This is a genomic window from Skermanella sp. TT6 (assembly GCF_016653635.2).
Lineage (GTDB): Bacteria > Pseudomonadota > Alphaproteobacteria > Azospirillales > Azospirillaceae > Skermanella > Skermanella cutis.
Genome location: NZ_CP067420.1, coordinates 4,710,387 through 4,737,319, shown reverse-complemented (window position 1 = coordinate 4,737,319; position 26,933 = coordinate 4,710,387). Strand labels below are relative to the sequence as shown.

23 protein-coding genes are annotated in these 26,933 nt (G+C 65.5%); 5 read left to right on the top strand and 18 right to left on the bottom strand.

The features are described from left to right. Positions 1-71 precede the first annotated feature (71 nt). Both IGS68_RS36325 and IGS68_RS22145 read right to left on the bottom strand, forming a co-directional pair. Positions 72-335 (bottom strand): DUF1883 domain-containing protein, encoded by a 264-nt coding sequence (locus IGS68_RS36325; protein ID WP_201073964.1) that lies wholly within the window; start codon positions 333-335, stop codon positions 72-74. 124 nt (positions 336-459) lie between these two features. After that, a complete protein-coding gene (locus IGS68_RS22145; protein ID WP_201073962.1) occupies positions 460-1,434 on the bottom strand; it encodes an IS1595 family transposase in 975 nt (324 codons plus the stop codon). Positions 1,435-1,554: 120 nt separating this feature from the next. Here IGS68_RS22145 and IGS68_RS22140 point away from each other — a divergent pair, with 120 nt between their 5' ends. Together IGS68_RS22140 and IGS68_RS22135 are read left to right on the top strand one after the other, a co-directional pair. After that, positions 1,555-1,740 (top strand): plasmid mobilization protein, encoded by a 186-nt coding sequence (locus IGS68_RS22140; protein ID WP_201073960.1) that lies wholly within the window; start codon positions 1,555-1,557, stop codon positions 1,738-1,740. 2 nt (positions 1,741-1,742) lie between these two features. Continuing rightward, positions 1,743-3,458 (top strand): DUF262 domain-containing protein, encoded by a 1,716-nt coding sequence (locus tag IGS68_RS22135; RefSeq protein ID WP_206379343.1) that lies wholly within the window; start codon positions 1,743-1,745, stop codon positions 3,456-3,458. On the opposite strand, the gene IGS68_RS22130 is transcribed toward IGS68_RS22135, so the two are convergent. The 7 genes from IGS68_RS22130 to IGS68_RS22100 form a co-directional block, all read right to left on the bottom strand. Next, positions 3,441-3,932, bottom strand: coding sequence for a hypothetical protein (locus IGS68_RS22130; RefSeq protein WP_201073951.1), 492 nt, complete (start codon positions 3,930-3,932; stop codon positions 3,441-3,443). The two genes, IGS68_RS22135 and IGS68_RS22130, sit on opposite strands and share 18 nt — an antisense overlap. Before the next feature lie 311 nt (positions 3,933-4,243). Continuing rightward, positions 4,244-5,326: a helix-turn-helix domain-containing protein gene (locus IGS68_RS22125; protein ID WP_201073949.1), complete on the bottom strand. Its 1,083-nt coding sequence runs from the start codon at positions 5,324-5,326 to the stop codon at positions 4,244-4,246. Positions 5,327-5,328: 2 nt separating this feature from the next. Beyond that, a complete protein-coding gene (locus tag IGS68_RS22120; RefSeq protein ID WP_201073941.1) occupies positions 5,329-6,000 on the bottom strand; it encodes a hypothetical protein in 672 nt (223 codons plus the stop codon). Positions 6,001-6,222: 222 nt separating this feature from the next. Then, the gene (locus IGS68_RS22115) at positions 6,223-6,621 is read right to left on the bottom strand and encodes a hypothetical protein (protein ID WP_459559362.1); all 399 of its coding nucleotides are present in this window, start codon (positions 6,619-6,621) and stop codon (positions 6,223-6,225) included. A gap of 422 nt (positions 6,622-7,043) precedes the next feature. Next, complete coding sequence (locus tag IGS68_RS22110; RefSeq protein WP_201073937.1) at positions 7,044-7,526, bottom strand: hypothetical protein; 483 nt, start codon at positions 7,524-7,526, stop codon at positions 7,044-7,046. A gap of 63 nt (positions 7,527-7,589) precedes the next feature. Next, positions 7,590-7,832: a hypothetical protein gene (locus IGS68_RS22105; protein ID WP_201073935.1), complete on the bottom strand. Its 243-nt coding sequence runs from the start codon at positions 7,830-7,832 to the stop codon at positions 7,590-7,592. 928 nt (positions 7,833-8,760) lie between these two features. After that, positions 8,761-10,173: a glycosyltransferase gene (locus IGS68_RS22100; RefSeq protein ID WP_201073933.1), complete on the bottom strand. Its 1,413-nt coding sequence runs from the start codon at positions 10,171-10,173 to the stop codon at positions 8,761-8,763. 401 nt (positions 10,174-10,574) lie between these two features. Between IGS68_RS22100 and IGS68_RS22095 the strand changes: the two genes are divergently transcribed. The 3 genes from IGS68_RS22095 to IGS68_RS22085 are packed head-to-tail and all read left to right on the top strand — an operon-like array spanning position 10,575 to position 14,081. Beyond that, complete coding sequence (locus tag IGS68_RS22095) at positions 10,575-11,900, top strand: putative O-glycosylation ligase, exosortase A system-associated (protein ID WP_201073931.1); 1,326 nt, start codon at positions 10,575-10,577, stop codon at positions 11,898-11,900. A 34-nt stretch (positions 11,901-11,934) separates the two neighbouring features. Beyond that, the gene (locus IGS68_RS22090; protein WP_201073929.1) at positions 11,935-13,116 is read left to right on the top strand and encodes a glycosyltransferase; all 1,182 of its coding nucleotides are present in this window, start codon (positions 11,935-11,937) and stop codon (positions 13,114-13,116) included. Beyond that, positions 13,113-14,081, top strand: coding sequence for a glycosyltransferase family 2 protein (locus IGS68_RS22085; protein WP_201073926.1), 969 nt, complete (start codon positions 13,113-13,115; stop codon positions 14,079-14,081). The genes IGS68_RS22090 and IGS68_RS22085 overlap by 4 nt, the downstream gene beginning before the upstream one ends. A gap of 236 nt (positions 14,082-14,317) precedes the next feature. On the opposite strand, the gene IGS68_RS22080 is transcribed toward IGS68_RS22085, so the two are convergent. The 9 genes from IGS68_RS22080 to dapD all read right to left on the bottom strand — a co-directional run bounded on the left by IGS68_RS22080 (position 14,318) and on the right by dapD (position 26,902). Then, the gene (locus IGS68_RS22080; RefSeq protein ID WP_201073925.1) at positions 14,318-15,328 is read right to left on the bottom strand and encodes a methyltransferase domain-containing protein; all 1,011 of its coding nucleotides are present in this window, start codon (positions 15,326-15,328) and stop codon (positions 14,318-14,320) included. A 5-nt stretch (positions 15,329-15,333) separates the two neighbouring features. Next, a complete protein-coding gene (gene prsT / locus IGS68_RS22075) occupies positions 15,334-18,141 on the bottom strand; it encodes an XrtA/PEP-CTERM system TPR-repeat protein PrsT (RefSeq protein ID WP_201073923.1) in 2,808 nt (935 codons plus the stop codon). A gap of 13 nt (positions 18,142-18,154) precedes the next feature. Then, positions 18,155-19,516: a PEP-CTERM-box response regulator transcription factor gene (gene prsR, locus IGS68_RS22070; protein WP_201073921.1), complete on the bottom strand. Its 1,362-nt coding sequence runs from the start codon at positions 19,514-19,516 to the stop codon at positions 18,155-18,157. After that, a complete protein-coding gene (gene prsK, locus IGS68_RS22065) occupies positions 19,513-21,603 on the bottom strand; it encodes an XrtA/PEP-CTERM system histidine kinase PrsK (RefSeq protein WP_201073919.1) in 2,091 nt (696 codons plus the stop codon). The genes prsR and prsK overlap by 4 nt, the downstream gene beginning before the upstream one ends. A gap of 182 nt (positions 21,604-21,785) precedes the next feature. Next, positions 21,786-23,315, bottom strand: coding sequence for an ATP-binding protein (locus IGS68_RS22060; protein ID WP_201073917.1), 1,530 nt, complete (start codon positions 23,313-23,315; stop codon positions 21,786-21,788). 27 nt (positions 23,316-23,342) lie between these two features. After that, a complete protein-coding gene (locus IGS68_RS22055) occupies positions 23,343-24,011 on the bottom strand; it encodes a response regulator transcription factor (protein ID WP_201073909.1) in 669 nt (222 codons plus the stop codon). A 256-nt stretch (positions 24,012-24,267) separates the two neighbouring features. Next, a complete protein-coding gene (locus tag IGS68_RS22050; protein ID WP_201073908.1) occupies positions 24,268-24,840 on the bottom strand; it encodes a hypothetical protein in 573 nt (190 codons plus the stop codon). After that, a complete protein-coding gene (gene dapE / locus IGS68_RS22045) occupies positions 24,837-26,030 on the bottom strand; it encodes a succinyl-diaminopimelate desuccinylase (RefSeq protein WP_201073906.1) in 1,194 nt (397 codons plus the stop codon). The genes IGS68_RS22050 and dapE overlap by 4 nt, the downstream gene beginning before the upstream one ends. Beyond that, complete coding sequence (dapD, locus tag IGS68_RS22040) at positions 26,030-26,902, bottom strand: 2,3,4,5-tetrahydropyridine-2,6-dicarboxylate N-succinyltransferase (RefSeq protein ID WP_201073898.1); 873 nt, start codon at positions 26,900-26,902, stop codon at positions 26,030-26,032. Before dapD ends, dapE begins: the two co-directional genes overlap by 1 nt. Between the last annotated feature and the right edge of the window lie 31 nt (positions 26,903-26,933).

Genomic DNA, 26,933 nt, shown 5'->3' with positions numbered 1-26,933 from the left:
GTCTGGAGACATCTCCGGGTTCCCGACGGTATTGCTGAGCGGAAGTGGGGCGACGAGCCGAGCTATTCCAGCTATCGGGTCATGTACCCAATATTATACCTGATGTTTGCCCTTCCGCCGCCAAGATCCAAGGTGACGTTCCAGTACCCTGACGATGGAACCGTGATTCTAGCTGGAAACCTTTCATAATATCCGCCGTGGCAGTAGTGCTCTCGTCCGCTTTGGAACAACTGATAGTTATGATCGTCCATCACTCTGATGTTGCATCTGTGCGAGCACTGCACAATAACCGAGTCTCCTGAGTTCAGGTGCTTGCGGTCATGGATGTAGTCCATTGAGATATCCTCTCACCTTCTATTTGTTTGAATGCGAAAGACCGAAACCGACCATTTGTGGTATGATGAGTTGAAGAGATTACTGCCAAGTACCCGAAGTGTCGAATCTTAGGATGCGAAGCGACTACGCGACCCGGATGCGCTGCCAGTACCCACACCAATCCACGGACGGCGGCAGCGCGGCGGCACCGAAGCCCACGGTACGGAACTGTTCGCCGTTGCTGGTGCGGCGCTGGTCTTCACGCCACGCCATTTCGGCGGCGTAGCGGGTGAGGTACTTCCCCCCGATCCGGTGATACTGGCCCCACTGCGCGCGGCGCAGACGGGCGAAGTAGCTCTCCGCTTGGTTGGTGCAGGCGTCATCAGCGCTGTAGGCTTCCTGATGATTGATCCGCTTCATGTTAAAGCGGGCGTGCAGGGAGTTCCACCCGGCGGCTTCATCGGCATGGACGGTGGAGTTCCGGTCCACACGGGCCTTGATGAAGGCGACGCTTTCCTCTTCGGAGCCGAACACCTGGGTCACGGTGCGCCCGTCGCGCTCGCGGGCCACGACGACGACTTGGCGCTTCCCGTTCTGGTTCTCGGCAAGGCGACGGTCTTTCCGGTCTTCCTTGCGGTTCTCGGGGCGGACATGGCCACCGACATAGCAGCCGTCAACCTCCACGTCGGCACCGTCGCCGCCCAGCACCACGCCCCGGACTTCCGCAGCCATGGCTTCCCGGAGCTTGTGGGCCAGGACATAGGCCGTCTTGTACTGCACGTCGAGATCGCGGCCGAGCTGGAGAGCGGAGATACCCTTGACCGCGTTGACGAAGATCACGATGGCGATCAGGTAGTCGCGGATCGGGAGTTTGCGCCACGCGAACAGGGTGCCGGAGGTTTCGGAGAACTGGCGACGGCACGCGGCGCACTTGAACACCGGCCGGGTGGCGAAGGAATAGCAACGCTCCGATCCGCAGTGCGGGCACACCGGAGCGCCGTTCGTCTCGGGCCAGCGGATTTGACGGAACAGCGCCCGCGCTTCCCCGTCCGTCATGCGCGCAACCTGCTTCAGGCTGACCGTGCGGGCGGCGGCGGACATGAGGAAGTGCTGCGACATGGCATCGTATCCGGTGCGTTGGTCTTGAGTAAATTGTACCCACAATGTACCCACAAATCAATGGAATTTGTTGACTCGTGGGGACAAGCCGGGTACAACGTTCGGCAGACGGAGGCTCGGATGTCCAAGACAGAATGGCTAAAGATCCGGCTTGAGCCGGAAGAGAAGGAAGGGTTCCAGCAGGCAGCAGATATTGCTGGCGCCTCTTTGTCATCGTGGATGCGTGAGCGCCTTAGGCGCGCGGCGGTGCGCGAACTGGAAGATGCCTCGCGTCCGGTACCCTTTATTCGTATAAACAGGAGATAATGATGCCGGGCAGCAAGTTCGTATTTAAAGATATGGGTCTTGGGTTGCTGCTGAAGCAAGGGCGTCTCGTGGTACCGGCCAACCAACGTCCCTATGCATGGGAAGACAAGCATGTCCTTGATCTATTTCGCGATCTTCATGAAACAATAACCAACGATGAAGACGAATATTTTCTAGGAACTGTTGTTCTGATTCAGACAGGTAATGAGATACCGTCTATTGCCGATGGGCAACAACGTATTGCGACTACTACCGTGCTTTTGTGTCGTATAAGGGATAAGTTGCTGACCCTCGGGAGGGATGGCCGCGCCAGATCAATTGATGATACTTATCTTCGAAATATCGATATGGAAACTGAAAACATTGTCCCTAGAATATCCCTAAATATTGAAGACAACGACTATTTCATACAACACATCTTGCCATCACCGAAGGATGATGGTTACGACATTTTGGCTCGACGCACGAGTGCGGTTCGGCCTTCAAATGAACGATTGCTGACTGCATCCAGGTTGGCCGAAGAGTTCATCGAAGATATTTTGAAGCCGCTACGCCAAGAGAGCCATGCTGACTATTTGGCAAAGTGGGTTAAGTTCATTGAGAACAATGCTACGGTGGTTGTCGTCTATGTTCCTGATGAGATAGGAGCGTTTCGCATATTCGAGACATTGAATGATCGGGGGCTCAAGGCGTCCCAAGCGGACATCCTAAAAAATTTCCTCTTCAGCAAGGCTGGATCGCGCCTTGAAGAAGCTAAGATGATGTGGAACACGACGACAAGTGTTGTTGAGTCTATTAGTGATGACGCAAATGAGCGGTTGGTAACTTACATCCGTCATCTGCTTGTTCTCTGGCACGGTCCGACCAAAGAGCGTGAGTTGGCTGATAGGGTAAAGAAGACCATCACCGGCCAGACAAAGGCTATCGACTTTTTGTCGAATTCCAGCACATCGGCCATTGACTATGCAGCTCTCTGGTCATCAACCCACCCGAAGTGGAATTCTTACAAAGCCTCCACAAGTCAGTATGTGCACACCATCAATGAGCATCTGAAAGTTGAGCAGATTCGGCCGCTGATGTTCGCCGTAGCCCGCCACTTCGATCCAGTTGAAACCGACAAGGCATTCCGTCTCTTCGTGAGCTGGTCAGTGCGCTTTCTTATTTTCGGGGGGCGTGGCGGTATGTTGGATTTACAATACTCCCTGCGAGCCCAAGACGTTGGCACGAAAAAAATTACAAAAGCTAGGGAACTCCGCGAAGCCATGAAAAAGTATGTGCCTACTGACAAGGAATTCGAAGATGCTTTCGCGACGGCTAGGGTGTCACGAGAGCATTTGGCTAGATACTATTTGAGGGCAATGGAAAATAAGATAAAGGAAGATCCTCAGCCAGAATACGTAGCAAATGAGGATAAGTCACAGATAAATCTTGAGCATGTACTGCCCATGAATCCTGGCCCTGATTGGGGAATTGACTCGGAGGTTGCGCAATCGGCGCAAAAAATGCTTGGGAATATGGTTCTTCTTCAGGCCAGGAAAAACAAGGGTATAGGGAATTCCGGATTTTCCGAAAAGAAGGCGACGCTCGCCGAATCTGGTTATTATTTAACCAGGATGGTTGCTCAATATGATGAGTGGGGCATCGACCAAATACGAGCTAGACAGGCCGAGTTGGCGAAGACCGCTGTGCAGACGTGGTCATTAGACTTTGCGGACTGAGGTTTGTACATAACCGGCGCGCTGAGCAGAGCGCCGGCTTTCAGACTGTGCCACCCTCCACACCGCTACCTTCCCATCCCCGGCCCTCTCCACCAGATCCGCCGCATGCCGGGTGCAGACGTTGTGCACCAGCTTCCCCACGAGGTGGACGGTGCGTGCGTCCCCGGCATCCAGCCCCCTGCGCTGCATGACCTGGGCGGCGATCTCTTTCCCGGTCATCGGCGCCGACGCCACGCGGAGGATGTCCAGCACCATGCGGGACAGCTCGCCGGGCTTGAACCAGTCGTTGCGCTTGCGGACGGCCTTGGGTGCGATGCTCTCTGGCTCCACCTCAGGGGCGTAGAGCCGGAGCACGGCGTCGATGTGCACCAAGTCGGCCCGGTGCTGGCCGATGCGCTTCTCAAGGTCCGCGATGATGCCGGAAAGCTCGGCCCGCTTGGTGGTCAGGCCGGAGATGATGAAGGTGTCGCCCATGGCTTCCTCACTGGAAGGGAATGGGCTATAGTGTATCTAAATCAATGGGTTGCCGGATATGGCGGCGTGGGTGTGTTTGCTACCGAATACCGGACCTTTCCGCGAAGTTCTTTCCTAAGGGCTCGACACCAGCGACACGTCCACAAGCGTTGCTTGTCACGGATCCCGCCGGCAGCTTGCTGGGCGTGGTCACAAGGCCTGAGTTCCGCTACTGATAAACTGTCGCGGTAGAACTCGGTCCAGGGCTCGGACACGGTGACGATGCCACCGGCGCTGCCGGCAACCCGCCGCTCCATTCGAAAGTCATGAGTTCACTTTACAACGCGCAGATGCGTTCCGTTTCGCTGCTCAGCCGCTTGCCTTGCAAATCCATCTATAGGCAACTTGGCAAGTCCATACATCAATCCAATCAACTCCCCTTCTGGAATTGACATCTCGTTAGCTGCAAACCGAAGGCTAATTCCCCTTTCTCTCATGACCCTTAAGACCGCATCAAAAATTTCAGACTGCTCCTTTGGCGAGCCATCTGGCTCCTTGTTCTTATAGCCTCTGCGCCCGAGCTCAATATTCAATGACTTGAAGTGCCATTCTGACATCAATCCAAGATAATGAAGTCGATAAGCAAGTGCCAACGCAGATACATTCCATAGCTTCTTCTTTTCGATGAGGGAGCGAATTGACCAATAATCTACGTTAGTAGCGCGCACACTCGATTCAGGCATCAAAAATTCAGATGCGAATGCGTTTGCCTCATTTTCTGCTGCGCGTCCGGTTGGGGCTGCATGTTTATGCAGAACTAAATGCCCAAGCTCATGCGCCATATCAAATCGACATCTCTCATTCGATGTTTCTGTGTTCAGCATTACAAACGGAACACCGTCGGACCAGAATGAGCAAGCGTCTACCTCGCGGCAATTTTCAACAAGGGCAAAAACACGGACACCTTTTGCCTCAAGTAGATGTACCATATTTTTGATTGGTCTGTTTCCCAGCCCCCATTCACGTCGCAGCAAGATTGCAGCAATAGTTGGGTCTTCATCGCGCAAGTCCGGAACTGCTGGTGACGGAATCCCAAACCGCTCCGCGATCCAGGTGGCAACGTCTTTTGCAATATCGCACATGGCGAGCACTGCATCGCGCTGTCCGGCAGTCTTCTTTGTTAACGAACGAAAGCTCACCGCTTCAGTCATCGTTTTGGCGGTGTCATCCAACTCGAAGAAGGAAACTGGGAAACCGAGCACATCCGACAGCTTCCATAGATTACGTTCGTCAGGTGGATACTCATCAGCCTCCCATCCGGTGATCGTCCGCGGAGTCACCGACATCATTTCTGCCAGATGTTTCTTTGTCATAGCTCGCCGTTGGCGAGCAACGCGCAACCTGTCACCGTTCATATCTAAATCTTTAGAGTTACAACTGGACGGATATCCGGACCTTCGTCAAAATTAGGCTCATCACTAACTTCGGCATCTGGCAAAGACACCGGAATTAGGATTCTTTCGGCCCATCTGTTCACATGGTCGGCCCCATCCATGGAGCTTGGGAGAGACAACTCAGCACGGATCTCCTCGTCAGTAATGTAAATAAGGAACACCCATGTCTTGTATGTGATGGTCTGATCAAATTTTTGAACAGCAACAGGTAAGCTGCCCGGAAAGAGGTCGTATTGTCTTGTGTTTCGAGCAATAGCTTCCTCCATCAACACGCCCTTCGGGTTCTTGCTGCGCGGTTGTCGCGGACCCTCTGCACCCGTGAACTCATCTCCACTGCTAACCGTAATATTGATCTTCTTTTCATCGGAAATCACCAATGGAAGGTTACGAGGGTTGTCTATGCGCCACCCAAGTTCCATCAGCGCCTTGCGCAACATCCGGACAGGATATCGCCACGCGTCCGTGCCCGGTGCGGTAACAGGGTCGAATGGAGGTTCAGCGTTCAAGCGCTCAACGAATCCCTGTTGTGCCGCTTCGATCAGAAGCTCAAGCGGCACCGAAAGCTCGCGGAGCTTGTGCCGGGCAGCCAAACCCTTGTGAACGATACAAGAAGGTAAGTCTGACGCGGGTTCCATGGTGGTCTCACTTCACTTTTTTCACCTACATGTAGGTTACAAAAATGAAGCGACGTCCGTCAACCGCTATCTCTCCCACCGCTCTGCTGATGCCTCCTGCGCAACTTTTTATAAGGTTTCCGGATGATCAGCAAGATAATCCGGAAACCGAAAACCCGGCAGATCAATGCCATAGGCATCGATCGAAAGGGCCATACCGAAACCGTTGCGACGGTTTCGGTATCAAACACCGGCATCATTCATGGTTCTAATTGCTCTGCCATTGCTGCAATCTTCGATTAGGCATCGTTTTGGAATTGGGCTAACAGCGCCCACAGTCTTTTCTGGGTCATAGAAGATGAGGCGCCATAGGGTGTCGGTTCCGAAGTCAAAGTAAACCGTTGCGGTTGCCTCTCCCCATTTTCGCAAGAACTGACTGCGACTCCACCAGTTGATTTGATAAATTAAAGGGTCTTTCTGAATTGGTCCGCTTAGGCCAACGCTAAAATAGCCTTTGATCATTCCTGTTGTAACATTAACAATCCAAATCATTTTTCCATAAAAGTTCTCGCGTGACCGCATTTCAATTGAGTCGATAGGTGAATTTTGGAATTCAATCACTAATCCGTAAGGAATCTTCACGTCGGCAATATGCCTCTCGCCGGTCGTTTGATCGATATGCCTAACTTCTTGCCAATCTAATGGAAAGTTGTTCTTCCAACTACGGTGCCACTCGGTTTCCGATTCCCACCAGGGATCGCATGACAGTCGTCCTTTATGCGCCCAGTGCCAAACGTTAACGGGACCACACCTCGCAACCATCTCGGCATCGCAGTCGGGGCAGCGCCCTTTGAGTTTAGGCCGTGCATCTGCCCTCTGACCGTCGACAAGTGCATACCGCATCTGCTTCAAACTTTCCAACAGCTCAATGAATTGTAATTTTTACATTAAATGAATACGAATTATAGAAAAATGAGACAAACACTGCGTTAATTTTCTTGTTGCGAGTGGCTGTCAGCATAATTTTCATAGGTCCCGGGACCTGACAGAAGAAATCTCCCCAATCACGCCGGCTTCGGCCATGCCACCGCCAAAAGCACCAGCCTAACATCCGAAGGCAAGTGCGTCTCTTCGGATGCCAGGGGGACCGCGACCGCCTTCAGGCAGCCGGTCCGGTCCGCCGCGCGCGGTTCGGGAGGGATCGGGCCGGACACGGCTGCCTGCGCCGCTCCCGCACTGTGGACCAGGATGCTCAGGCGCAATGACTGCGCCCCGTCGGCCCAGGCGCCGCCGTGGAAATCCGTCGGCACTCCCAGCAGTTCGGCGGCCAGCGGGAACATGGTGCAGCAGAACGGCGGACGAAGGCCCAAGCCGTCGCGGACCAGGAACAGGCGCCGCCTGAACGGCATCGCCAGGTGCCGGCCGATCTCCGCCCAGCTCGGCTGGCGCCGCTCTTCCAGCCGCCGGGTCAGGCGCCAAGCCTTCATCAGCGGATCGAACTGCAGGTTGGGCATCAGCCAGGGAACGGTCGGATACCGATACTCCACATGATTCCGAACGGCATGATCCCGCGTTCCTTCACCGAATCGCCATAGCTCCGCGGCCTGTTGCTACTGTGTCCGAGTCGGCAGCTTTCCGGCCGCCGCGAGCATCGCCATGAATATGGCGCGGGTCCGCTCGGCGCTGGTTCCCGCCACGGCCATGCCGGCGGCGATCATGGCGTCGGTCGGCTCGGATTCGATGACCGTCAGCCGGGTGTCCTTGAGCAGGCCGATCACGTCGAGGGCGTGGGCCATGAGCGGGGAATTGGAATTGTCGTCGTCCTGCATCTGAACCGGACCCTTCGCACGCATGCGGTACGGGAACCAAGGCCGTCGTCGCGGTCCTTCGGGCAAAACCATGCCGCCATCCGGAAAGCGCGGAACGCTCGCCGACAGCGCGAGTGCCGAAGGCCGGTTCGCGGCCCCGTCGAATGCCGGGAAGGATCGCTGGCGAAACCGTCAGCCGCACCGGACCCGGCCGAAGCCGGCGGCGGTCAGCAGTCAGGAACGGGTGTTCCCGCCGCCGCAGGAGCCGGGACCCCTGCGGCGGCGGAGAACAAAGATTGGCGCAACAGGGCGCCGGTTGTGCTATTCGGATCGGTAGCCATCGATTTGGTCCTTGAACAGAGAGATCGGTGGTCAGGCCGGGTGGGGAGTTGGTAGCTCCTTGCTCGGCCGCCTCGCGGGGTGCGACGGCGCGCGAACTGTGCGCCGAATGCATGCGTGTTGTCAATTGCCATGGGTGCCGCACCGATGGTGTGGCCAAGTCCAATACCCGCCATGGTAGCCTGACCCGTGTAGCCTGACAGGCGCGAGGTCGATCCCTGGATATCCGTGCCCATCCCAGATATCCGTGTTCATCCGTGATCCCCAATCTCCGCATTCCGAAGGCGCTCGGCGCCAGTATCGTTCTATCGAAACCGTCGATCTTGACTTCAGTCCAGGATATAGGATAAATATCCCTAAAACCCTACATTCCCGCCCAAAGGCGTGTCCGGCATGACCGTTGCCTTCCTCACCATCCGCCAGGAACTCCTCCGTAAAGCCGTCCTGGCTGGCATTTCGCCCAGGGGGGCGAAGCAACGCGGCCATTTCCTGCTGCGGCAGCCGGAGAGGCCGCCGGGACCAGGATAGTGACCAATGACGACTTTTCCCGGATGATCGGCAATGACCCGTCCCCGGACCGTCCGGCGGCAGTCCCGGCCCACGATCGGCGGATCCTCGAGTTCGCCTGAGCCCCTCAGGCGTCCCTGGGCTTTCGGGTGGCGCAGTCGGCGGCGACGGGCTGGGTGACCTTGACGCAGAAATCCAGCAGCCGCTCGAACTGGATGTCGCGCGACAGGCCCTCGCGGGCGGCGGGGGACAAGCGTTCCAGGCGGCCGCCGGCGGCGTCCTTGGCGGCCAGCCAGCGGCGGATCTGGTCGGCGATGGCCTGGGGATCGTTGGAGAAGAAGCCGGCCTGCCGCTCGCGGATCAGGCGCGCGGGAACGCCGTCCTCCAGGCCGATGCCGAGGATGGGGCGGAGCACGCCGAAATACTCGAACAGCTTGGCCGGCACGTTGCCCTGCTCGCGCGGGTTGTTCCATTGGAGCAGCAGCAGCACGTCGGACCGGCGCTGGATCTCCAGCGATTGCTTGTAGGGCACGGCGGGGTGGACCGTGACCCGGTCGGTGACGCCCGCCCGCTCGGCCGGGGGGAACACCAGCCCGGGGTCGCTGCCGTAGAACTCGATCCGGACCCGCTCCCGCTCCGGCCCCAGCAGGGCCAGCGCCTGGAACAGCGGCGAGGGGTCGCGCCGGCCGGAATAGAGCACGCCGGCATAGGTGATCGTCAGGTCCGGCGAGGCCGGGGGCGGCTCGGTCGGCAGCGGGAAGTCCTGGGGATCGTAGCCGTTGTAGATGGTCGCGACCGGCTTGCCGTACTTGGCGCGGTAGAACTCGGTCCAGGGCTCGGACACGGTGACGATGCCGCTGGCGCTGCCGGCGACCCGGCGTTCCATGCGGTCGAGCAGCGCCATCCGCCAGTCCGGCGCCTCGAAATAGGGGTCGTCGGCCCAGCGGTCGCGGAACTCGGCGATCCAGGGCACGCCCAGCCGGGCGCTGAGATGGTGGCCGGCGAGGAAGGCGGTGAAGGGCGGGCCGGTCACGTAGATCAGGTCGGGCTTCCAGTCGCGGCAGGTGCGCCTGGCCCCTGCCACGGCCCAGGGAAGCCAGCCGACATAGCGGTCCGGCAGGTTGGACAGGTTGAGATAGAAATCGCTGACCGTGGACAGCACCCGCCCGACGAGGGAACCGCGGCCCCCGCCCCCGGTGCCGCCGGCCCCGGCCGGAGCGCCGCCGCCGGGGGGCGGCGTCCGGCGCAGCAGGCGGTTGCGCAGGTTGCCGACCACGTCGATCGGCCGGTTGACGTCCACCGCGCGGGTATAGACCACCCGTTCCGGCGGGATCTCCAGCGGCAGGGTCTTGGCGAGGTCGGGCTCGCGCGCGGTCACGACCCGCACGTCCACATGGCGGCGCATCAGGTATTTGGCCAGCTTGCCGACCCGGATCGCGCCGATCGTGTTGGACGGCGGGAAGTACCAGGACAGGACCAGCACCTTCAGGGGATCGCGGTCGCTCCGCTCCTCGCCGTCGCGGCCGGACGCCGACACCATGGCCTGATCAATCTGTGAAGAAGCAAACCCAGTCAACCTAGTTCCTTTCGGGCCCGATCCTTCAGGACTCAGCTCCGCGGGGCTGACGGCCCCCCGGAATGAACGACCCCCCCGGAATGAACAACCAAGGGGCAAACGGTTCGTCCGCCTTGAAGGATGCCGCCGATACCCGGGAAATATTGCCAAGCGGCATGAAACACACCCGCCATATCACTACGCAAAAAGTCAAAGGGGGCCAATAGTGCGAAATGGGCTTACTTCCAAGTTCGATTTGACCCTTCTGGGTCCTGGCACCGTAAATGGCCGCCATGATGTGGTCGGGACCGCCGCGGCGGTCCGTTCGGCGCATGGTCTTTCCGAAGATTTTTAGGGGTTTTGAAATCCCGGTGGACGGGCACTGAATGCGTTCCCTCATTCTGTTCATGCTTTTCCTGGTCCTCGCGGTGATGGCGCTGACGATGCCGGCGGTCGGCGTGCTCACCTGGGCCTGGATCGCGATCATGAGCCCGCACCGCCTGACCTGGGACTTCACCTACGCCCTCCAGCTCAACCTGGTGATCGTCGTCATCACCTTCATCGCGTGGCTGGTGGCGAGGGAGCCGAAGCGCCTGCCGTTGAACGCCGCCACGGTCATGATCATGCTGTTCATGGCCTGGATGACGCTCACGACGGCCACCTCGCTGGCACCGTCCAATTCGTGGTTCCACTGGGACCTGCACATCAAGAACCTGATCTTCGCCCTGGCCGTCGCGGCGATCATGCGCAGCCAGGTCCGCATCCAGGCGCTGATCTGGATGATCACGCTGTCGATCGGCTATTTCGGGGTCAAGGGCGGCGGCTTCACGATCGCCAACGGCGGCGCCTATACAGTGCTCGGGCCGCCGCAATCGATCATCGAGGACCGCAACCACCTGGCGCTCGCCTGCTGCATGGTCATCCCGCTGATGAACTACCTGCGGGTGACCACGGCCAACCGGCTGATCAAGATGGGCCTGGCGCTGGCCATGGCGCTGACCATCATCTCGGTGATCGGGAGCTACTCGCGCGGCGGGTTCCTGGCGCTCAGCGTGACGGCCTTCGTGTTCTGGCTGCGCTCGTCCGGCAAGTTCGTGACCATGGTGCTCCTGCTGGCCTCCTTCGTGCCCGCCGTGACGATGATGCCGGACAGCTGGAAGGAGCGCATCGGCACGATCGAGAACTACCAGAAGGACGAATCGGTCCAGGGCAGGTTCGACGCCTGGAACTATGCGATGCGGGTGGCGGCCGACCGACCGCTGGTGGGCGGCGGCCTCGCCACGACCGAGGTCCGGCAGGTGTTCCAGCGCTACGTTCCCAACCGGCCGCAGCGGGCGGCCCACAGCATCTATTTCCAGGTGCTGGGCGACCAGGGGCCGGTCGGGCTGGCGATCTTCCTGGGGATCGGCGTGGTCGGCTGGCTGAACGCCCGGTCGATCATCCGGATGAGCCGGGACCGGCCGGAGTTCGAGTGGGCGTTCCACCTGGGACGGATGATGCAGGTCAGCTTCATCAGCTACTTCGTCGCCGGGGCGGCGCTGTCGATGGCCTATTACTCGGTATTCTTCGTGTCCGTGGTGATCGTGACCTCGGTCAAGGCCATCCTGACGGCGGCCGAGCGGGCGGAACGGGCGGCGGCCGAGCCGGCGGCGGCGCGGGTCAGCCGGGGCGGTTTCCTGCGGCCCGCCGCCACCGGTGCCCCCGTGGGTTGACCCGGTCCGCACCGTCCAATATGTCCGACCGACCATGATCATCGTCACCGAGCCCATCATCTGGGGCGACGAGCATGTGCCGGTGAACACCGGCCTGCTCGAAACCGTCGTGCGCGCCTTCCCCGGCGAGCCCGTCCGCTTCTACGGCGAGGCCGGGCATATCGGCCTGATCCGCTCCCTGATCGACCCCGCCGACGGGGCCGATGTGGATTTCCGGCCGGTCGAGCTGCCGCCCCGGACGCCCGGCTTCCGCGGCCGGATGCGCCATGACCTGGAGTTCGCCGGCCGGCTGCTGGCCGATGCCGCCGGATCCCACCTGATCCTGGCCAGCTCGTGCCCGTCGCTGATCGCCGCGCTGAAGCTGCGCGGCCTGCGGTCGAGCGTGCGCGACGTCCATGTGGTCCTGCACGGGAACCTGGCATCGCTGTGGTCCTGGCGGTCGCGCAACCCCGTCACCCGGCTGACCGACCTGCGGACCGCCATGGCGCTGCCGAGCCGGCTGCCGGTCCGCTATTTCGTGATGGAGCCGGCGATCCGGGGCGAGCTGCTGGCGGCGCTGCCCGGCCTGGATCCCGCCGACATCCGCGTGCTGCCGCATCCCGTCAGCTCGGTCGAGGCGGCGTCCGCGCCGGCGCCCGTGGCGGACGGACCGCTGCGCATCGGCTTCATGGGCGGCGCCACGCGCGAGAAGGGTTTCGGCGAGTTCCTGGACATCGCCGCGCGGGCGGCGGGGCCGGGCGTGGAGTTCCATGCCGCCGGCCGGCTCGGCGCCGACATGGCCGGGGCCGACCTGGGAGCGCTCGCCAGCCGGCCCGCCGCCGCCAAGCTGGGACGGCGCGACTATGTCGAAGCCCTGGCCCGCCTGCATTTCGTCTGCATGCCCTACCGGGGCGACCATTACCGCTACTCGCCCAGCGGCGTGCTGGCCGACGCCCTGGCGTTCGCCAAGCCGATGCTGGCCTTCGACCTGCCGATCTTCCGCGACCTGTTCGACCGCCACGGCGATATCGGCTACCTGTGCCGCGACGGGGAGGAGATGGCCGCCCTGATCCGCAGCGGCCTCAGCGACACGCTGGGGAAGGGCGGGCGCTACCGCGCCCAGGTCGAGGCGGTCAGGGCGGCATGCGCGCCCCGGCTGGCCGGACGGCTGAAGGACGACCTGCGGGCGGCGCTGGCCGGCGCTCCGGGCGGGCAGCCGCTGTCCCTGGCGTCATGACCGGTCCGCGCTTCAGCGTGGTGATCCCGACCTACAACCGGGCGGAGCATGTCGCCCGGGCGGTCCGGTCGGTGCGCGCCCAGACCTTCCCGGCCCACGAGATCGTCGTCGTGGACGACGGCTCGACCGACGGGACGGCGGACATACTGGACGCCCTGGCGCGCGAGGACGGCCCGCCCGTGGTGGCGCTCCGGCAGGCCAACCGGGGGGCGGGGGCGGCGCGGAACCTCGGCATCGGGGCGGCGGCCGGCGACTGGGTGGCGCTGCTCGACTCGGACGACGCCTGGCTGCCGGGCAAGCTGGAGGCCGCCCGCCGTATGATCGGGCGGGAGCCCGGCCTGGACTTCATCCATTCTCGCTGCGTCCAGGACTTCGGGCAGAACTTCGGGCAGGACTTCGGGCAGGACCCGGGACCGGACGGCGGGACGGCTGCGGAGCCGCCGCTGACGGCCGAGCAGCGCTGCGACCCCGCCGTGCTGCTGACGGGTTGGCACATCAAGACGTCGAGCGTGATCCTGCGCCGGGACCTGCTGGACCGGATCGGCGGGCTGTTCCCGACCGACCTGCGGACATGCGAGGATTTCGAGCTGTTCTGGCGCGCCGCCATAGCGGCTGATCGCATCGGCTTCGCGCCGGAGGCGGGCACCGTCATCGCCAACATCCCGACCAGCCTGTCGCGCGACGAAACCCGCGTCCTGCCGCGCCTGATGGACAATGTCGAGGCGCTGGGCCGGGTGATCCGCTGGCTCGACGGCCGCGCCGGGTCCGCCCGCCTGCGCCCGATCCTGGAGGCCCGTCGCTACTGGGCCGCCCGCGTCCTGCTGACCCGCGCCGCGCGCGACCGGCGCTTCGTCGAGGCGGTCCGCTGGCTGCGGTGCCAGGATCTGCCCCCCGCCGAGATCGCCCGCGCCGCCCTGTCCGCCGGCCGCGGCGTCCTGAACGGCGAGAACCCGTCGGGGCTGTAGGTCATCTGTGGCCCATTCCTCCCTTCGCCGCGACCCTTCTAAGGTCCTCGCGGCCGGCCGTTCCACTCGACGCCCTGTGTTGCGCCATGGGCGCAACCTACGGCTCGATGCAGGGCCGAGGTGATGCGGGCCGACGGTCGTAGATTGCGCCCATGGCGCAACGCATCGGATCAGCCGTCTCGGGCGGTACCCATGTCCATCGCCGTCATCCGTGGCCCATTTCCCCCTTCGCCGCGTCAATCCTCGTAGACGACGTCTAGGCCGCGGTAGAATTTCAGGAGGTCGCGGTCGGAGATCGGCTGCTCCGCCTTGGTGCCGAAGAAATACACGCCGCCGGCGGCATCCAGCGAGCCTTCGCGCTTGGCCAGGACGCGGTCGAGATATTTCAGCGGGAGGGTCGCCACCTTCGCCGCAGCCCTGGCGTATTTGCGCGCCCGCCGGCCCCGGAAGAAGCTGAGCACGAAATACTCGAACGACCACGCGAGCGCGCCGGCCGGGCCGAGCGCCATGCCGGCCTTGATCTCCGTGAAGTGGCGGAACAGCCGGCGGTGGCCCAGGAAGGTGAAGCGGGTGAAGTCGTAGCGGCCCATATGGACCTGCTGCATGAAGGGTGTCACCGAATAGACGTAGCCGCCGGGCTTGAGCACCCGGGCGATCTCGGCGACGCAGCGGTACGGGTCGGCGACATGCTCCAGCACCGCGACCGCGATCACGGCGTCGAAGGTGGCGTCGGCGAAGGGCAGGTCGTGGAGGTCGCAGACATGATCGGCTCCCTGGCCGAGGATCACGTCGGTATAGACGTAACGGACGTTGGGCAGGTCGGGGTAGCGCTTGTCGCCGGCCCCGGTCACCAGGATGCGCGCCTCGGGCAGGGCCCGGGCCACGTAGTCGACCGATTTCTCCGAACTCCAGTCCGACGCGTTGACCGAGAAATAGATCGCCCGTTCCGCCGCGCGCCGCAGGGCAGCCTTGAGGCCCCGGGCCGGGGCCTCGCCGCGGAGCTTGATCGTCTCGGGCCCGGCACCTTCGCCGCCGCGCCGCGCCGTGAAGTCGGCGACGGCGAAGACGCTGTTCTCGTCATGGATCAGGATGGGGGTGCCGTCCACGATCGGATAGACCCTGCCGCACTGGGGAGCCGTGCAGGCCAGCCCGGTTTCCCGGCCGATCAGCGGAGCCCGGCAGCGCGGGCACACCAGCGAGTCGGAAAGTGCCCGCGGCGGGGCGGCGGGGGAGACCCGGAGCTGCATGGTCCCTATCGCCTGATCGACGCCAGCAGCTCCGCCGCATCGTCCCGCGCCTGGAACGCTTGGTCGCCTTGGGTCAGCTTTTCCAGGATCGCCGTGGCCTCGTCCTTGGCGCCCGAGGCGTTCAGCGCATAGGCCAGATGATACTGGATGTCCCGGTTGTCCGGGGCGATCGCGGCGGCGCGGCGCAGCAGGTTCAGTCCCTCGCCGGTCTCGCCCGCCTGGACCAGGATCCAGCCCAGCGTGTCGGCGATCTCCGGCGAGTTGGGAGCGGCGGCGTAGGCTTGGCGCGCCAGTTCCAGCGCTTCCGGCCGGTCCAGCTCATGCTTCAGCCAGGCGGCGTTGTTCAAAAGCATCGGGTCGTTCGGGCGGTTCCGAACCAGCACGTCGTAGTGGGTCTCCGCCTGCTTCAGGTTCTGCAGGGTCAGGTAGGTATCGGCCAGGACGGTGCGCACCGACGTGTCGTCGGGATTGTCCCGGACCCAGTCCTCCAGGCCGGCGATGGACCGGTCGACCTGTCCCTGGTTGCGGCGAACCTCGAACAGCGCCATGGCCAGCCGGCGGTCCGGCGTGCGCTGCATCGCCTGCTCCAGGGACGTCAGCGCGTCGGCCGGCCGGTTCGTCCGGATGAGGACGTTGCTCCGGAGCTGGGCGGCAGCCACCGGGTCGGCCTGGGCGAGACCGTCGGCCAGTTCCAGCGCGCCTTCCGCGTCGTCGGCGGCCAGCGCCAGGTCGATCAGCCCGAGGGTCGCCACCGGGCTGGCGGGGTCCTTCGCCTTGATCCCCTCCAGCACCGGCTTCGCCTCGGTTTGCCGGCCGGCCGCCATGAGGTTCTGGGCCAGGGCGACCTGGGCCTCGGTGTCGTCGGGCCTGGCCCTGACATAGTCGCGCAGCGCGTCGGCCGCCTTGCCCGGTTCGTCCGCGGCGCGATAAACCGCGGCGGCGGCCGCCAGGCCTTCCGGCCGGCCGGCGCCGATCTGGCGGAGCTGTGCCGCGACCGCCTGCAACTTGGCCTTGTCGTCGCGGCGGGCGTACAGCTCGGCCAGCGCCCGGCGGACTGAGATCGAGTCCTGCTGGGCCGCGGCGGCGCCCTCCAGCACGGCGATCGCCTCGTCCGGGCGCTGGCCGCGCGCCAGGAACTGCGCCAGCCGCAAGGCCGGCTGCTCGTCGCGCGGGTTCGCGGCGGCGTCGTCGCGCAGGCGCTTCTCCACGGCCTCCAGGTTGCCCATGCGGACATCGACGGCGTTCAGGTTGCCGATCAGTTCGGCCATCTCCGGGTCCATCCGCCGGGCGTCCTCGAGCTTCGACCGGGCGGCGCCCAGGTCGCCCTCGGCCATGTAGACGGCGGCGTCCAGGCTGGCCAGCAACGGGTTGTCCGGTTCGCCCTGCCGCATCGCCGCGACCGCCTCGTGGGCCCGCCGGAACTCGCCGTTTCGGATATAGTCCAGCACCAGGGCCGCCTGTTGCCGCTTCTCCGGCGGCAGGTCCTGCGACTGGTCGCCGGCGGCCTGGAGCAGGCCCAGGGTGGAGCGGGCGCGGAGCGCCGTCTGGCGGTCGCGCACCGTGGCGAGGTCGCGGTAGATCGCGGTCGCCTGGTCGAACTCGCCCAGCCGCAGATAGGCGCCGGCCAGCATCTGGCGGGCGGTCAAGTCTTCCGGATGGGCCGCGACCAGGGGCTTCAGCACCTCGACCGCGCTCAAGGGGTTCTCGGTGCGCAGGTGGGTCGCGGCGAGCATCCGGCGGGCGCCGGTATGGTCGGGCATCGCCGCGCTGAAGCGGTTCAGGGCTGCTTCGGCCTGGGCATACTGGCCGGTATTGAACTTGATCAGCGCGTTCAGCAGGAGGGCGGGCGTATAGTCGGCCAGGGCGCCCTCGATCGGCAGGAAGGTTTCCCGCGCGCCGTTGGCGTCGCCCCGGATCATCTGGATCGACGCCTTGAGATACCGGGCCGTCACGTCCCTGGGCGACCGCTGGAGGACGCGGGCCACGTCCTTCTCCGCCTCATCGACCAGCCCGGTCTGGAGCCGGACGCGGGCGCGCGGCAGCAGCACCCTGGGATCGTCGGGAGCGATCGAGCCGGCGCGGTTGAGGGCGGCCAGGGCGTTGTCGGTGCGCTGCCGGACGAGGTCGATCTCGCTCGACAGCAGCAGCCCCTCCAGGCTGTCGGGATCGGTCCGGAGAACCTCCTCCACCAGCGTCGAGGCGGAGTCCAGGTCGTTGCGCAGGGCCTCGACGCGGGCGAGGCCGAGCTTGGCGTCGACCGCGTCCGGGGCTCCGTCCAGCGCGGTCCGGAACATGGTCTCGGCGTCGTCGATCTGGCCGGTGCCGATATAGGCCTGCCCGGTCAGGACAAGCTTGGCCCGGGTCGCTTCCGGAGTGGCGCCCTGCGGCGACAGGACCTCGAAAACGTCGCCGAAGCGGCGCTGCAGCATCAGCGACTGCGCCAGCAGCAGTTCCACCGCGTCGTCGCGCCTGCCGTCGAAGACGCGGCGCAGCTCCTTCTCGGCCGAGACGGGGTCGCCGGTGCGCAGGTACATCTCGCCGAGCAGCAGGCGGGCCTCCAGGTTGCCGCCGTCCTGCTGGAGCGCGTTGCGCAGCTGGATCACCGCGGCGCCGGCATTGCCGGCCTCGTACTGGCGGATGGCGTCCTGGTAGAAGCCCTGGGAGCGCTGGGTGTCGGCGTGCGCGGGGGTGAAGCCCGCGCCCAGGGACGCGCCCAATGCTGCGCCCAGGACCGCGATGGGCGCCGCGGCCATCAGGCGGCCCAGCGTGCGCCGCATGCCGTGCCGGGTTTTCGTCGGCGGATGCGTCTTCATGGAAGGTCCCTCCTCAGGACGGCGTATTCACGTTGTGCTGCTTCAGCAGGCTATAGATGGTCGGGCGGCTGACGCCCAGGATCTTGGCGGCGGCCGACAGGTTGCCGGCGGACAGGGCGAGCGCGCTGGACAGCGCCTTCCGCTCCGCCTCGTCGCGCGCCTGCTGGAGCGTCGCCGAGGGTTCCGGGGCGTCGCCGCCGGCCGGTGCCGCCAATCCCATGTCGGCGGCCGTGATGCCCTGCCCGCCGGCCAGGATCACCGCCCGCTTGATGCGGTTCTCCAGCTCCCGGACATTGCCCATCCAGGGATGGCGGCGCAGCGCCCCGAGCGCGTCCGGGGAGAGCTGGAGCCTGCGCCGGCCATGGTCGGCGGAGAATTTGTCGATCAGGTGGCGGGCCAGCAGGACGCAGTCGTCGCCCCGGTCGCGGAGCGGCGGTATGTTCAGCGCCATCTCGCCGATCCGGTAGAACAGGTCCTCGCGGAACGCGCCGTCGCGGATCCGGGCCTCCAGGTCCTGGTGCGTGGCGCAGACGATCCGGACATCCACCGGGATCGGCTCGCGCCCGCCGACCCGCTCGATCACCCGCTCCTGGATGAAGCGCAGCAGCTTGACCTGGAGACTCATCGGCATGTCGCCGATCTCGTCCAGGAAAAGCGTGCCCTTCTGCGCCGTCTCGATCTTGCCCTTGACCTGCCGGACGGCGCCGGTGAAGGCGCCGCGCTCGTGGCCGAACAGCTCGGACTCCAGCAGGTTCTCCGGGATCGCGGCGCAGTTGATCGCGACGAAGGGCGCCCGGCGGCGCGGACCGAGGTCGTGCAGCGCCCGGGCGAACAGCTCCTTGCCGGTGCCGCTCTCGCCCAGCAGCAGGACGCTGATGTCGGTCGGCGCCACCTTCTCCACCGTGCGGCACAGCGCCAGCATCCCGTCGTCGCCGGTCACGATGCCCTGGAAGCTGGGCTCCCGCGCCTGCTGGAGCCGGCGGTTCTCGGCTTCCAGTTGCCACACGTTGAAGGCCCGGTCGACGATCAGGCCCAGCACCTGGCCGTCGATCGGCTTCTGGTAGAAATCGTAGGCGCCGAGCGCTATCGCGCGGACCGCGTGGGCCCTCTCCTCGTTGCCGGTCACCACGATCACCTTGGTGTCGGGTGCCGCCGCCAGGATCTCGGCCAGGGTCCGCAACCCCTCCACCGCGTCGTCGGGGGCAGGCGGCAGGCCCAGGTCGAGGGTCACGACCGCCGGCCGATGGGCCTTGACCTGCCGGAGCGCGCTCTCGCGGTCGGAGGCGGTATGCACCTCCCAATCCTCGAACGACCATTTCAGGCCGCGCAGGATCGCCGGATCGTCGTCGACCAGCAGCAGGGTGCGTGCCGTCATGGGAGTGCCTGCCGTTCCGTATGCGCTTTCGGTAGGGCCAGGGGCATCAGCACCCGGGCCGTGGTGCCGGCGCCGACCTCGCTCTCGATCTCCAGGTGTCCGCCCCAGCGCTCGATCAGGTCGCGGGTCTGGTACATGCCGATGCCGTAGCCGGTGGTCTTGGTCGAGGCGAAGGGGCGGAACAGGTGGTCGCGGATGAAGGCGTCGGTCATGCCCGGCCCGTCGTCGGCGACTTCGACCACGGCATGGCCGCCCTCGGCGAAGCCGGAGACGCGGATCCGGCCGCGCGCGGCGTCGATCGCGTTCTGCACCAGGTTCTCGACCGCTGATGTGAAGCCCAGCCGGTCCACGGCGACCGCGATGCCCTCGTCCAGCCGGCCGAACGCCAGGCCGGGCAGGGCATGGCGCCGGGGCTCGACCACGTCGAGCAGCATGGCGCGCAGGTCCGCCGCTCCCGCGACCGGCTCCGGGCCGGATTCGGCGCGTTCGCGCAGGCGGCCCAGCAGGGCCCGCATCCGTTCGACCGAATCGCCGATCGTCTCCAGCGTGTCGCGCTGGAACTCCGGCTTGTCGCCGTGCTTCTCGGCGTGCTGAAGAACCAGGGAGAGCTGGCTGACCATATTCTTCAGGTCATGGGCCACGAAGCTGAAGGACTGGCCCAGTCGCTCGAACCGCTGGGCCTCGAACAGGGCGCGGCTCGCCTGCTCCTCCGCGATGTAGCTGCCGACCTGGACGCCCAGGATCTCCAGCAGGTCCTCGTCCTCCCAGGTCAGGTCGCGGGGCGCCCGCGGCTCGCTGAGCACGATGGCGCCGACGATCTCGTCGCGCAGGCGGAGCGGCACCAGCAGCCAGGGCGCGTTCAGCCGGCGCAGCCAGCCCAGCACCGCCTGCTCGGCCGGGTCGCCGGACAGGTCCAGCCCGTCGCGCAGGTTGAGGACCACGCGACGCTCGCCCAGCCGCTCGGCAAGGGCATTGGGCAGCGCCAGCATGCCGGCGCCGCCCGACCAGTTGTAGCGGCCGGCCATGGCGTAGATGTCGCCGCGTCCGCGCAGGAACAGGGCGCCGCTGCTGCATTCGAACAGGTCGGCCATGGCGCGGACGGCGCGCTCGTGGAGGCCGGTCTTCGACGCGCTGTCCGACAGGGTGCGGATGAAGCGCAGCCATTCCCGCCGGTAGTCGTACGTGAAGCTGAAGAAGTTGCGCGCGATCGCCATGCGGGCGCGGGCGCGCAACTCGCCCGACAGCAGCAGCACCGCCAGGACCATGACCGCGCCCATGAAGAACAGCATCTGGACCAGCGGCCCCAGGGTCATGCTGGTCTCGCGCAGCAGGTAGCCGATCGCCGCCACGCCCAGCAGGTAGACGCCGCTGCCGACCAGCGCCGTGGTGTGCAGCACCGTCTCGCGCGAGATCGTGACGTCGAACGACAGGGTCCGGATGCGCGCCGCCGACACCAGCAGGAACGGCACCGCCAGCACCTGGACCAGGGGCCGGGCGGCCAGCGCCAGGGGATCGGTCCGGCCCAGCAGCAGCGCCCCGCTGTGCAGGAACAGGTCGAAGGCGAACAGGCCGCCCAGGCCGATCAGCAGATGCTTGAAAGTCCAGCGGGCGCTGTCGCGGGTGAACAGGAACAGGTTCTCCACCATCAGCAGCCCCAGCACCGCAAGCGCCAGCCCGGCCACCAGCGAGATGTCGGCGAAACCGCCGGCCGGCAGGGGAACCGCCGCGTCGGCGAGGGCGAGCGCCGTCACCGCGCCGGCGATGGCGGCGAGAGGGTTCCGCCAGAACCCGGCGGCGGGACCGTGGGTCACCTCGCGCAACACCACCAGGAGGAACAGCAGCCAGCCGGCCGAGCGGAGCACCAGAAGCGATTCCGGGACGGCCGGGGGCAGGGCGGCGATCCGCGCGAAGGCTTCCGCGCCCGCCCACGCCGCGGTCAGGACGGCGGCGGCGATCAGCGCCACGCCGTGGGCCCCGCCTCGGCGGTTCCGCCGCCAGGTCCCGGCCAGCAGAGCCGTCAGGATCAGATATGTGAGCGCCGCGACCCCGTGGGTCGCCGCACCGATCATCGTCTGGTCGAGCTGCATTCTCTGTCCGCACTGTGCGTGGGGACAGTAGCGCCGGGGACGGCCCGCGTCTGCGGGGCCAATCGGCTAATCCCAATGTGTCAGCCCCTTTGACACCGCCTCCGCCGGATCGGCCGGGATCGCGCGTTTCCGGTCAGGGACTTGGCGGCGCCATCGTCGGGATTCCTTACGGTCGCCGTCGGTCAGGGCCGCCGGCGGGGAAGCGGGGAGAGCGCCCGGAACAGGGCTTCGGGGTCGATCGGCTTGGCGATCTTGCCGTAGCCGGCCAGCTCGATCTCGCGTTCCCGCACGGCGCCGTCGTCCCCGGACAGGATGAAGCCGCGCAGGGGCGCCTTCGGGGGGTGGCCCCGGCCGCCGATCAGCGTGTGCATGGTGAAGATGCCGCCGGCTCCGCCGGACTGCCCGCCCAGCCGGAAGTCGGCGACGATCGCGTCGGGCGGCAAGGACGCGCCGGCCAGGAGACTTTCCGCCTCCGCCGCCGTCCGCGCGGTTTCGACCGTCCCGCCCCATTCCTCCACCAGCAACCGGATCGCGTTGGCGGCGGCCGCTTCCTCGGTCAGGACCAGAAGCCTCAGTCCGTCGAGCGGCCGTGCCGCGGCCGTGCCGCCGCCCGGCGTCGGCGAGGCCGCGCGATGGCTCAGCGGCAGGGAGATGGTGAAGCAGGAGCCGCGGCCGGGGGTGGTCGAGACTTCCACCGTGTGTCCGAGCCGCTCCGCCAGGCGCTTCACCACCGGCAGGCCGAGCCCGAAGCCGCCGGGGTAGGAGCGGACGCTCTGGGAACTGCGGAAGAAATCCTGCCAGATCAGCCCCAGCTCCTCCGCGGCGATGCCGCGGCCGGTGTCCAGCACCTGGATACGGAGCCAGTCGCCCCGGCGGCGGCATCCGACCACGACGCGGCCCTCGGCCGTGTAGCGGAGCGCGTTGCAGACCAGGTTCTTCAGCATGGTGTCGAGCAGCGCCGGATCGGTCCGCACGGTGGCGGAGCTGGGGTGGAGCGTGAAGCCCAATCCCTTGCGCTCGGCCATCGGGCTGAACCCGTTCGCCAGCGTCACCAGCGAGGCGTTGACGGGATGGTCGGTGAGGTTGAGCTGGACCTGCCCCGAATCCACCTGGTCGAAATAGAGCTGACCGTCGACCACCGTCTGCATGGACTGGATCGCCCGGCCCATGGCGGCCAGCAGATCCTGGGAGATCGGGTCGTGCAGGCGCTTGGCGAGGGAATTCGACAGGAAGGACAGAGCGCTCAGCGGTCGCCGCAGGTCGTGGTCGGCCGAGGCGACCATCCGGGTGCGCACGCGCGCCATGATCTCCGACGGCTTCTCGCTTCCGTGGAACAGGGCCGCGGAGTCCGCCGGGACGACGGTGTTGATTCCGTGCCAGTTGAGGATCTCGCCGTCACCGCCGGTCAGCGGTTGCGCCTGCACGACGAAGACGGGCGCCGAGCCGTCGGCCGCCAGCAGCCGGACCTCGGCGGTCAGCGGGGTGCCGGACCGGCAGGACTCCCGCCAGTCCGCCAGGAAGCCCGGCAGGTCGTCGGGATGGACGAGCCGCTGCCAGCCGTCGCCGAGCATGTCCGGGGCGGAGCGGCCGGCGAAGCGGCGCCAAGCGCCGTTGACATAATCCAGGCTGCCGTCCGGACGCGCGATCCAGAGATGCGTCGACTGCTGGCCGACTGCGGCGTTCCGGGGCAGGTCCGGCTTGTCAACGTTCATGGCATCCAACCAATGTCCTGTCGGGTACTATCCCGCCCGCGGCATCGTCTTCCGGGCGCTGAGCTCCGCCTCGTGCTCGATCATCCAGAGGGCGCCCTGGATGCGGTTCTTCACGTTCATCTTGCGGAAAGCGTTGTTGATATGAAGGCGGACCGTTATGTCCGCAATTCCCAGCGTCCGTGCGATCTGCTTGTTGCTGTAGCCCAGCTTGACGTACTGCATGACCTCCAGCTCCTTCGCGGTCAGGGCGCGGCGGCGTTCGGCCAGGCCGGGGTCCAGGTCATGCGGGGTCTTCTCGATCAGGAGGTCGGCGAGTTGGGCGGGGAAGACCTTCTCGCCCAGGATCACCAGCATCAGCGATTCGAACAGCGCGTCGTGGGAAATCGACTTGACCAGATAGCCCATCGCCCCGGCCTCGAAGCTGGCGCCCAGGCTATCCAGGGAGAGGCGCTCGGCCAGGATGACGATCGGCTTGGTCGGCGCGGCGGCCTTGAGCGCCGCGATGCCCGCTCCCGCCTGATCCGCGGCGGCGCCGCTCAGGATGACCATGTCGCATCCGGACAGCCCCCGGTGGTCTCCGATCGCCTCCGCAACGCCGGCATGGGACGCCGTGACGGTGAAGGCGCCGGCCGGAGCGATGGCGGCCAGCAGCGATCGATAGGAATCACTGGCGTCGATATGCAGGAGTTTGATCATCGCGCTTCCATTCTTCTTATGCCGATCGTTCGCATCCGGTCCGCCCGATCCCTTCGGAGCGGGACCGGATCCAGGGTCGCCGGCTGCTGCCCAGGCTATAACGGTTCGAAGCCCCGGTTAAGTCAGCCGATGCGCCTAAGCTGCACACGGACGAGACCGCGCCGGATCACGTGCCACCATAGCCCGGAGTCCGGGCCGCCATTCCGATCAAATTGTTTTAATCCGCAAGATCGGGAAGTGGCCGGCCGGGGAGCGTTCAGGCCAGCATGCCGTCGGCGGTGCCCGTGATGAAGACGGCCAGGACCATGTCGAGCAGGACCACCCCGGCCGCGGCGCCGCCGCTGATATCGAGGGTCGTCCGGGCGATGAACCACTGGTAGATCAGCACCAGCAGCGTCACGATCAGTACCATTCCCTCGCCCAGGCTTCCCGGCACCAGGCCGGAATCCGAGACGGCGACGACCGGCAGGTAGACGCCCATCTGGATCACCGAAGACCAGTTGTAGGCGCTCAGGAAGTCGAAATACCGGCTGGAGCGGTCGAGCAGCCCGCTGATGTGGAACATGGCGAGCGGGAAGGCGCTCCAGCTTATGACATAGGCCAGGCCTTCCACCGTGATGAAGCGCAGGAGCGATACCTGGGGCAGCACGTCCCACAGGCGCAGCGCGACCAGCACGGCATAGGCCGGCAGGACGATCAGGGCGGCGTAGAAGGACCGCAGGGCGCCTTCCGGCGTGCGGTCGAGATAGCTGAGGCCGGTCTTGTCGAGCAGGGCCAGCCGATAGGCCCCGAAGATCGAATAGACCGCTTCCCGTGCCGTCAGCGTCATGCCGCGCCGCCTTCCTTGGCCGGGGAAGGGGCGGGGGCGAAGAAACCGTCGATGACGGCTTCGTAGATGCCGGTCAGTCGTTCCACGTCGTCGACGGCGACATGCTCGTCCACCTTGTGCATGGTCTGCCCGACGATCCCGAACTCGACCACCGGGCAGTGCGACTTGATGAACCGGGCGTCGGACGTGCCGCCGGTGGTGCTCAGTTCCGGCCGGTGGCCGGTCACCCGCTCGACCGCATCCGCGACCAGGTCGCTCAGGCGGCCGGGCGGCGTCAGGAAGCTCTCGCCGCTGACCCGGAATCTCAGCTCGTAATCGCCGCCGACGGCGTCGCAGGTCCGCCTGATCCAGTCCTTCAGCCCATCCGACGTATGCTCGTCGTTGAACCGGATATTGAAGCTGGCCGAGCCCCTGGCCGGGATCACATTGTCCGCCGGATTGCCGACGTCGATCGTGGTGATCGCCAGGGTGGAAGGCTGGAAATGGGCGTTGCCCCGGTCGAGCGGCTCCGCCGTCAGGGCCGCCAGCATCCGCACCAGGCGGGGCAGGGGATTGTCGGCCAGATGGGGATAGGCGACGTGGCCCTGGGTTCCGTACACGGTCAGGTAGCCGGTGATGCTGCCGCGCCGGCCGACCTTGATCATCTCGCCCAGGTAGTTGGGATTGGTCGGCTCGCCGACGATGCAGGCGTCCAGCACCTCGCCCCGGTCGGCCAGCCAGTCCAGCACCTTGCGGGTGCCGTTGACGGCGGGGCCTTCCTCGTCCCCGGTGATCAGCAGGCTGATCGAGCCGGGCGGCGGACCCGCGCGGCGGAGCCGCCGGGCGACCGCCGCCGCGAAGGCGGCGACGGCGGCCTTCATGTCGGAGGCGCCCCGGCCGTAGAGCCTGCCGTCGACGATCGCGCCGGCGAATGGATCGGCGGCCCAGGCGGCGGGGTCGCCCGGCGGCACCACGTCGGTATGGCCGGCGAAGCAGAGGTTCGGACCCCTGGTGCCGAGGCGGGCGTACAGGTTGTCGACCGGGGCCGTCCCCTCCTCCTCGAAGCGGAGGCGGTGGCAGACGAAGCCCAGCGGCTCCAGCGCGTCCCGCAGGACGTCGAGCGCGCCGGCGTCGGCCGGCGTGACGCTGGGGCAGCGCACCAGCGCCTGGGTCAGGGCAACAGGGTCCAACGCTGCCGGGGCGGCGGTCATCAGGCGCGCAGCAGTTCGTTGATCGAGGTCTTGGAGCGGGTCCGCTCGTCCACCTGCTTCACGATGACGGCGCAGTAGAGGCTGGGGCCGGGGCTGCCGTCGGGCAGCGGCTTGCCCGGCATGGTGCCGGAGACGACGACCGAATAGGCCGGAACGCGGCCGTACAGGATCTCGCCGGTCTCGCGGTTGACGATCCGGGTCGAGGCGCCGAGATAGACGCCCATCGACAGCACGGAGCCGGTCTCGACCCGTACGCCTTCCGCGACTTCCGAGCGGGCGCCGATGAAGCAGTTGTCCTCGATGATCACGGGATCGGCCTGGAGGGGCTCCAGAACGCCGCCGATGCCAGCACCGCCCGAGATGTGGCAGTTCTTGCCGATCTGCGCGCAGGAGCCGACGGTCGCCCAGGTGTCCACCATGGTGCCGCTGTCCACGTAGGCGCCGATATTGACGAAGCTCGGCATCAGCACGACGCCCGGCGCGATATAGGCGGACCGCCGCACCACGCAGTTGGGCACCGCACGGAACCCGGCGGCGCGGAACCGCCGGTCGTCCCAGCCGGCGAACTTGGACGGCACCTTGTCGAACCAGGAGGAAGCTCCCAGCGCCGGATCCACCGGCCCGCCGGGGATCGGCGTCATGTCGTTGAGGCGGAACGACAGCAGCACCGCCTTCTTCAGCCACTGGTTGACCTGCCAGCCGCCGCCGTCCCCGGAACGCTCCGCCACCCGGAAGCGACCCTCGTCCAGGCCCGCCAGGGCGGTCTCGACCGCGTCGCGGACGGCGCCCCCGGTGCCGGTGTTCAGCTGGTCGCGGTTTTCCCAGGCGGCCTCGATGGCGGTCTGCAGGTCGGTCGTGTCGGCGGAGGTCATGGCAGGGGTCGATCCGGCTCTATATCAGGGA

Coding starts and splice junctions, on each gene's coding strand:
- IGS68_RS36325 (WP_201073964.1), bottom strand. CDS start 335: ATGGACTACATCCATGACCGCAAGCACCTGAACTCAGGAGACTCGGTT.
- IGS68_RS22145 (WP_201073962.1), bottom strand. CDS start 1,434: ATGTCGCAGCACTTCCTCATGTCCGCCGCCGCCCGCACGGTCAGCCTG.
- IGS68_RS22140 (WP_201073960.1), top strand. CDS start 1,555: ATGTCCAAGACAGAATGGCTAAAGATCCGGCTTGAGCCGGAAGAGAAG.
- IGS68_RS22135 (WP_206379343.1), top strand. CDS start 1,743: ATGCCGGGCAGCAAGTTCGTATTTAAAGATATGGGTCTTGGGTTGCTG.
- IGS68_RS22130 (WP_201073951.1), bottom strand. CDS start 3,932: ATGGGCGACACCTTCATCATCTCCGGCCTGACCACCAAGCGGGCCGAG.
- IGS68_RS22125 (WP_201073949.1), bottom strand. CDS start 5,326: ATGAACGGTGACAGGTTGCGCGTTGCTCGCCAACGGCGAGCTATGACA.
- IGS68_RS22120 (WP_201073941.1), bottom strand. CDS start 6,000: ATGGAACCCGCGTCAGACTTACCTTCTTGTATCGTTCACAAGGGTTTG.
- IGS68_RS22105 (WP_201073935.1), bottom strand. CDS start 7,832: ATGCGTGCGAAGGGTCCGGTTCAGATGCAGGACGACGACAATTCCAAT.
- IGS68_RS22100 (WP_201073933.1), bottom strand. CDS start 10,173: ATGGTGTCGGCGTCCGGCCGCGACGGCGAGGAGCGGAGCGACCGCGAT.
- IGS68_RS22095 (WP_201073931.1), top strand. CDS start 10,575: ATGCGTTCCCTCATTCTGTTCATGCTTTTCCTGGTCCTCGCGGTGATG.
- IGS68_RS22090 (WP_201073929.1), top strand. CDS start 11,935: ATGATCATCGTCACCGAGCCCATCATCTGGGGCGACGAGCATGTGCCG.
- IGS68_RS22085 (WP_201073926.1), top strand. CDS start 13,113: ATGACCGGTCCGCGCTTCAGCGTGGTGATCCCGACCTACAACCGGGCG.
- IGS68_RS22080 (WP_201073925.1), bottom strand. CDS start 15,328: ATGCAGCTCCGGGTCTCCCCCGCCGCCCCGCCGCGGGCACTTTCCGAC.
- prsT (WP_201073923.1), bottom strand. CDS start 18,141: ATGAAGACGCATCCGCCGACGAAAACCCGGCACGGCATGCGGCGCACG.
- prsR (WP_201073921.1), bottom strand. CDS start 19,516: ATGACGGCACGCACCCTGCTGCTGGTCGACGACGATCCGGCGATCCTG.
- prsK (WP_201073919.1), bottom strand. CDS start 21,603: ATGCAGCTCGACCAGACGATGATCGGTGCGGCGACCCACGGGGTCGCG.
- IGS68_RS22060 (WP_201073917.1), bottom strand. CDS start 23,315: ATGAACGTTGACAAGCCGGACCTGCCCCGGAACGCCGCAGTCGGCCAG.
- IGS68_RS22055 (WP_201073909.1), bottom strand. CDS start 24,011: ATGATCAAACTCCTGCATATCGACGCCAGTGATTCCTATCGATCGCTG.
- IGS68_RS22050 (WP_201073908.1), bottom strand. CDS start 24,840: ATGACGCTGACGGCACGGGAAGCGGTCTATTCGATCTTCGGGGCCTAT.
- dapE (WP_201073906.1), bottom strand. CDS start 26,030: ATGACCGCCGCCCCGGCAGCGTTGGACCCTGTTGCCCTGACCCAGGCG.
- dapD (WP_201073898.1), bottom strand. CDS start 26,902: ATGACCTCCGCCGACACGACCGACCTGCAGACCGCCATCGAGGCCGCC.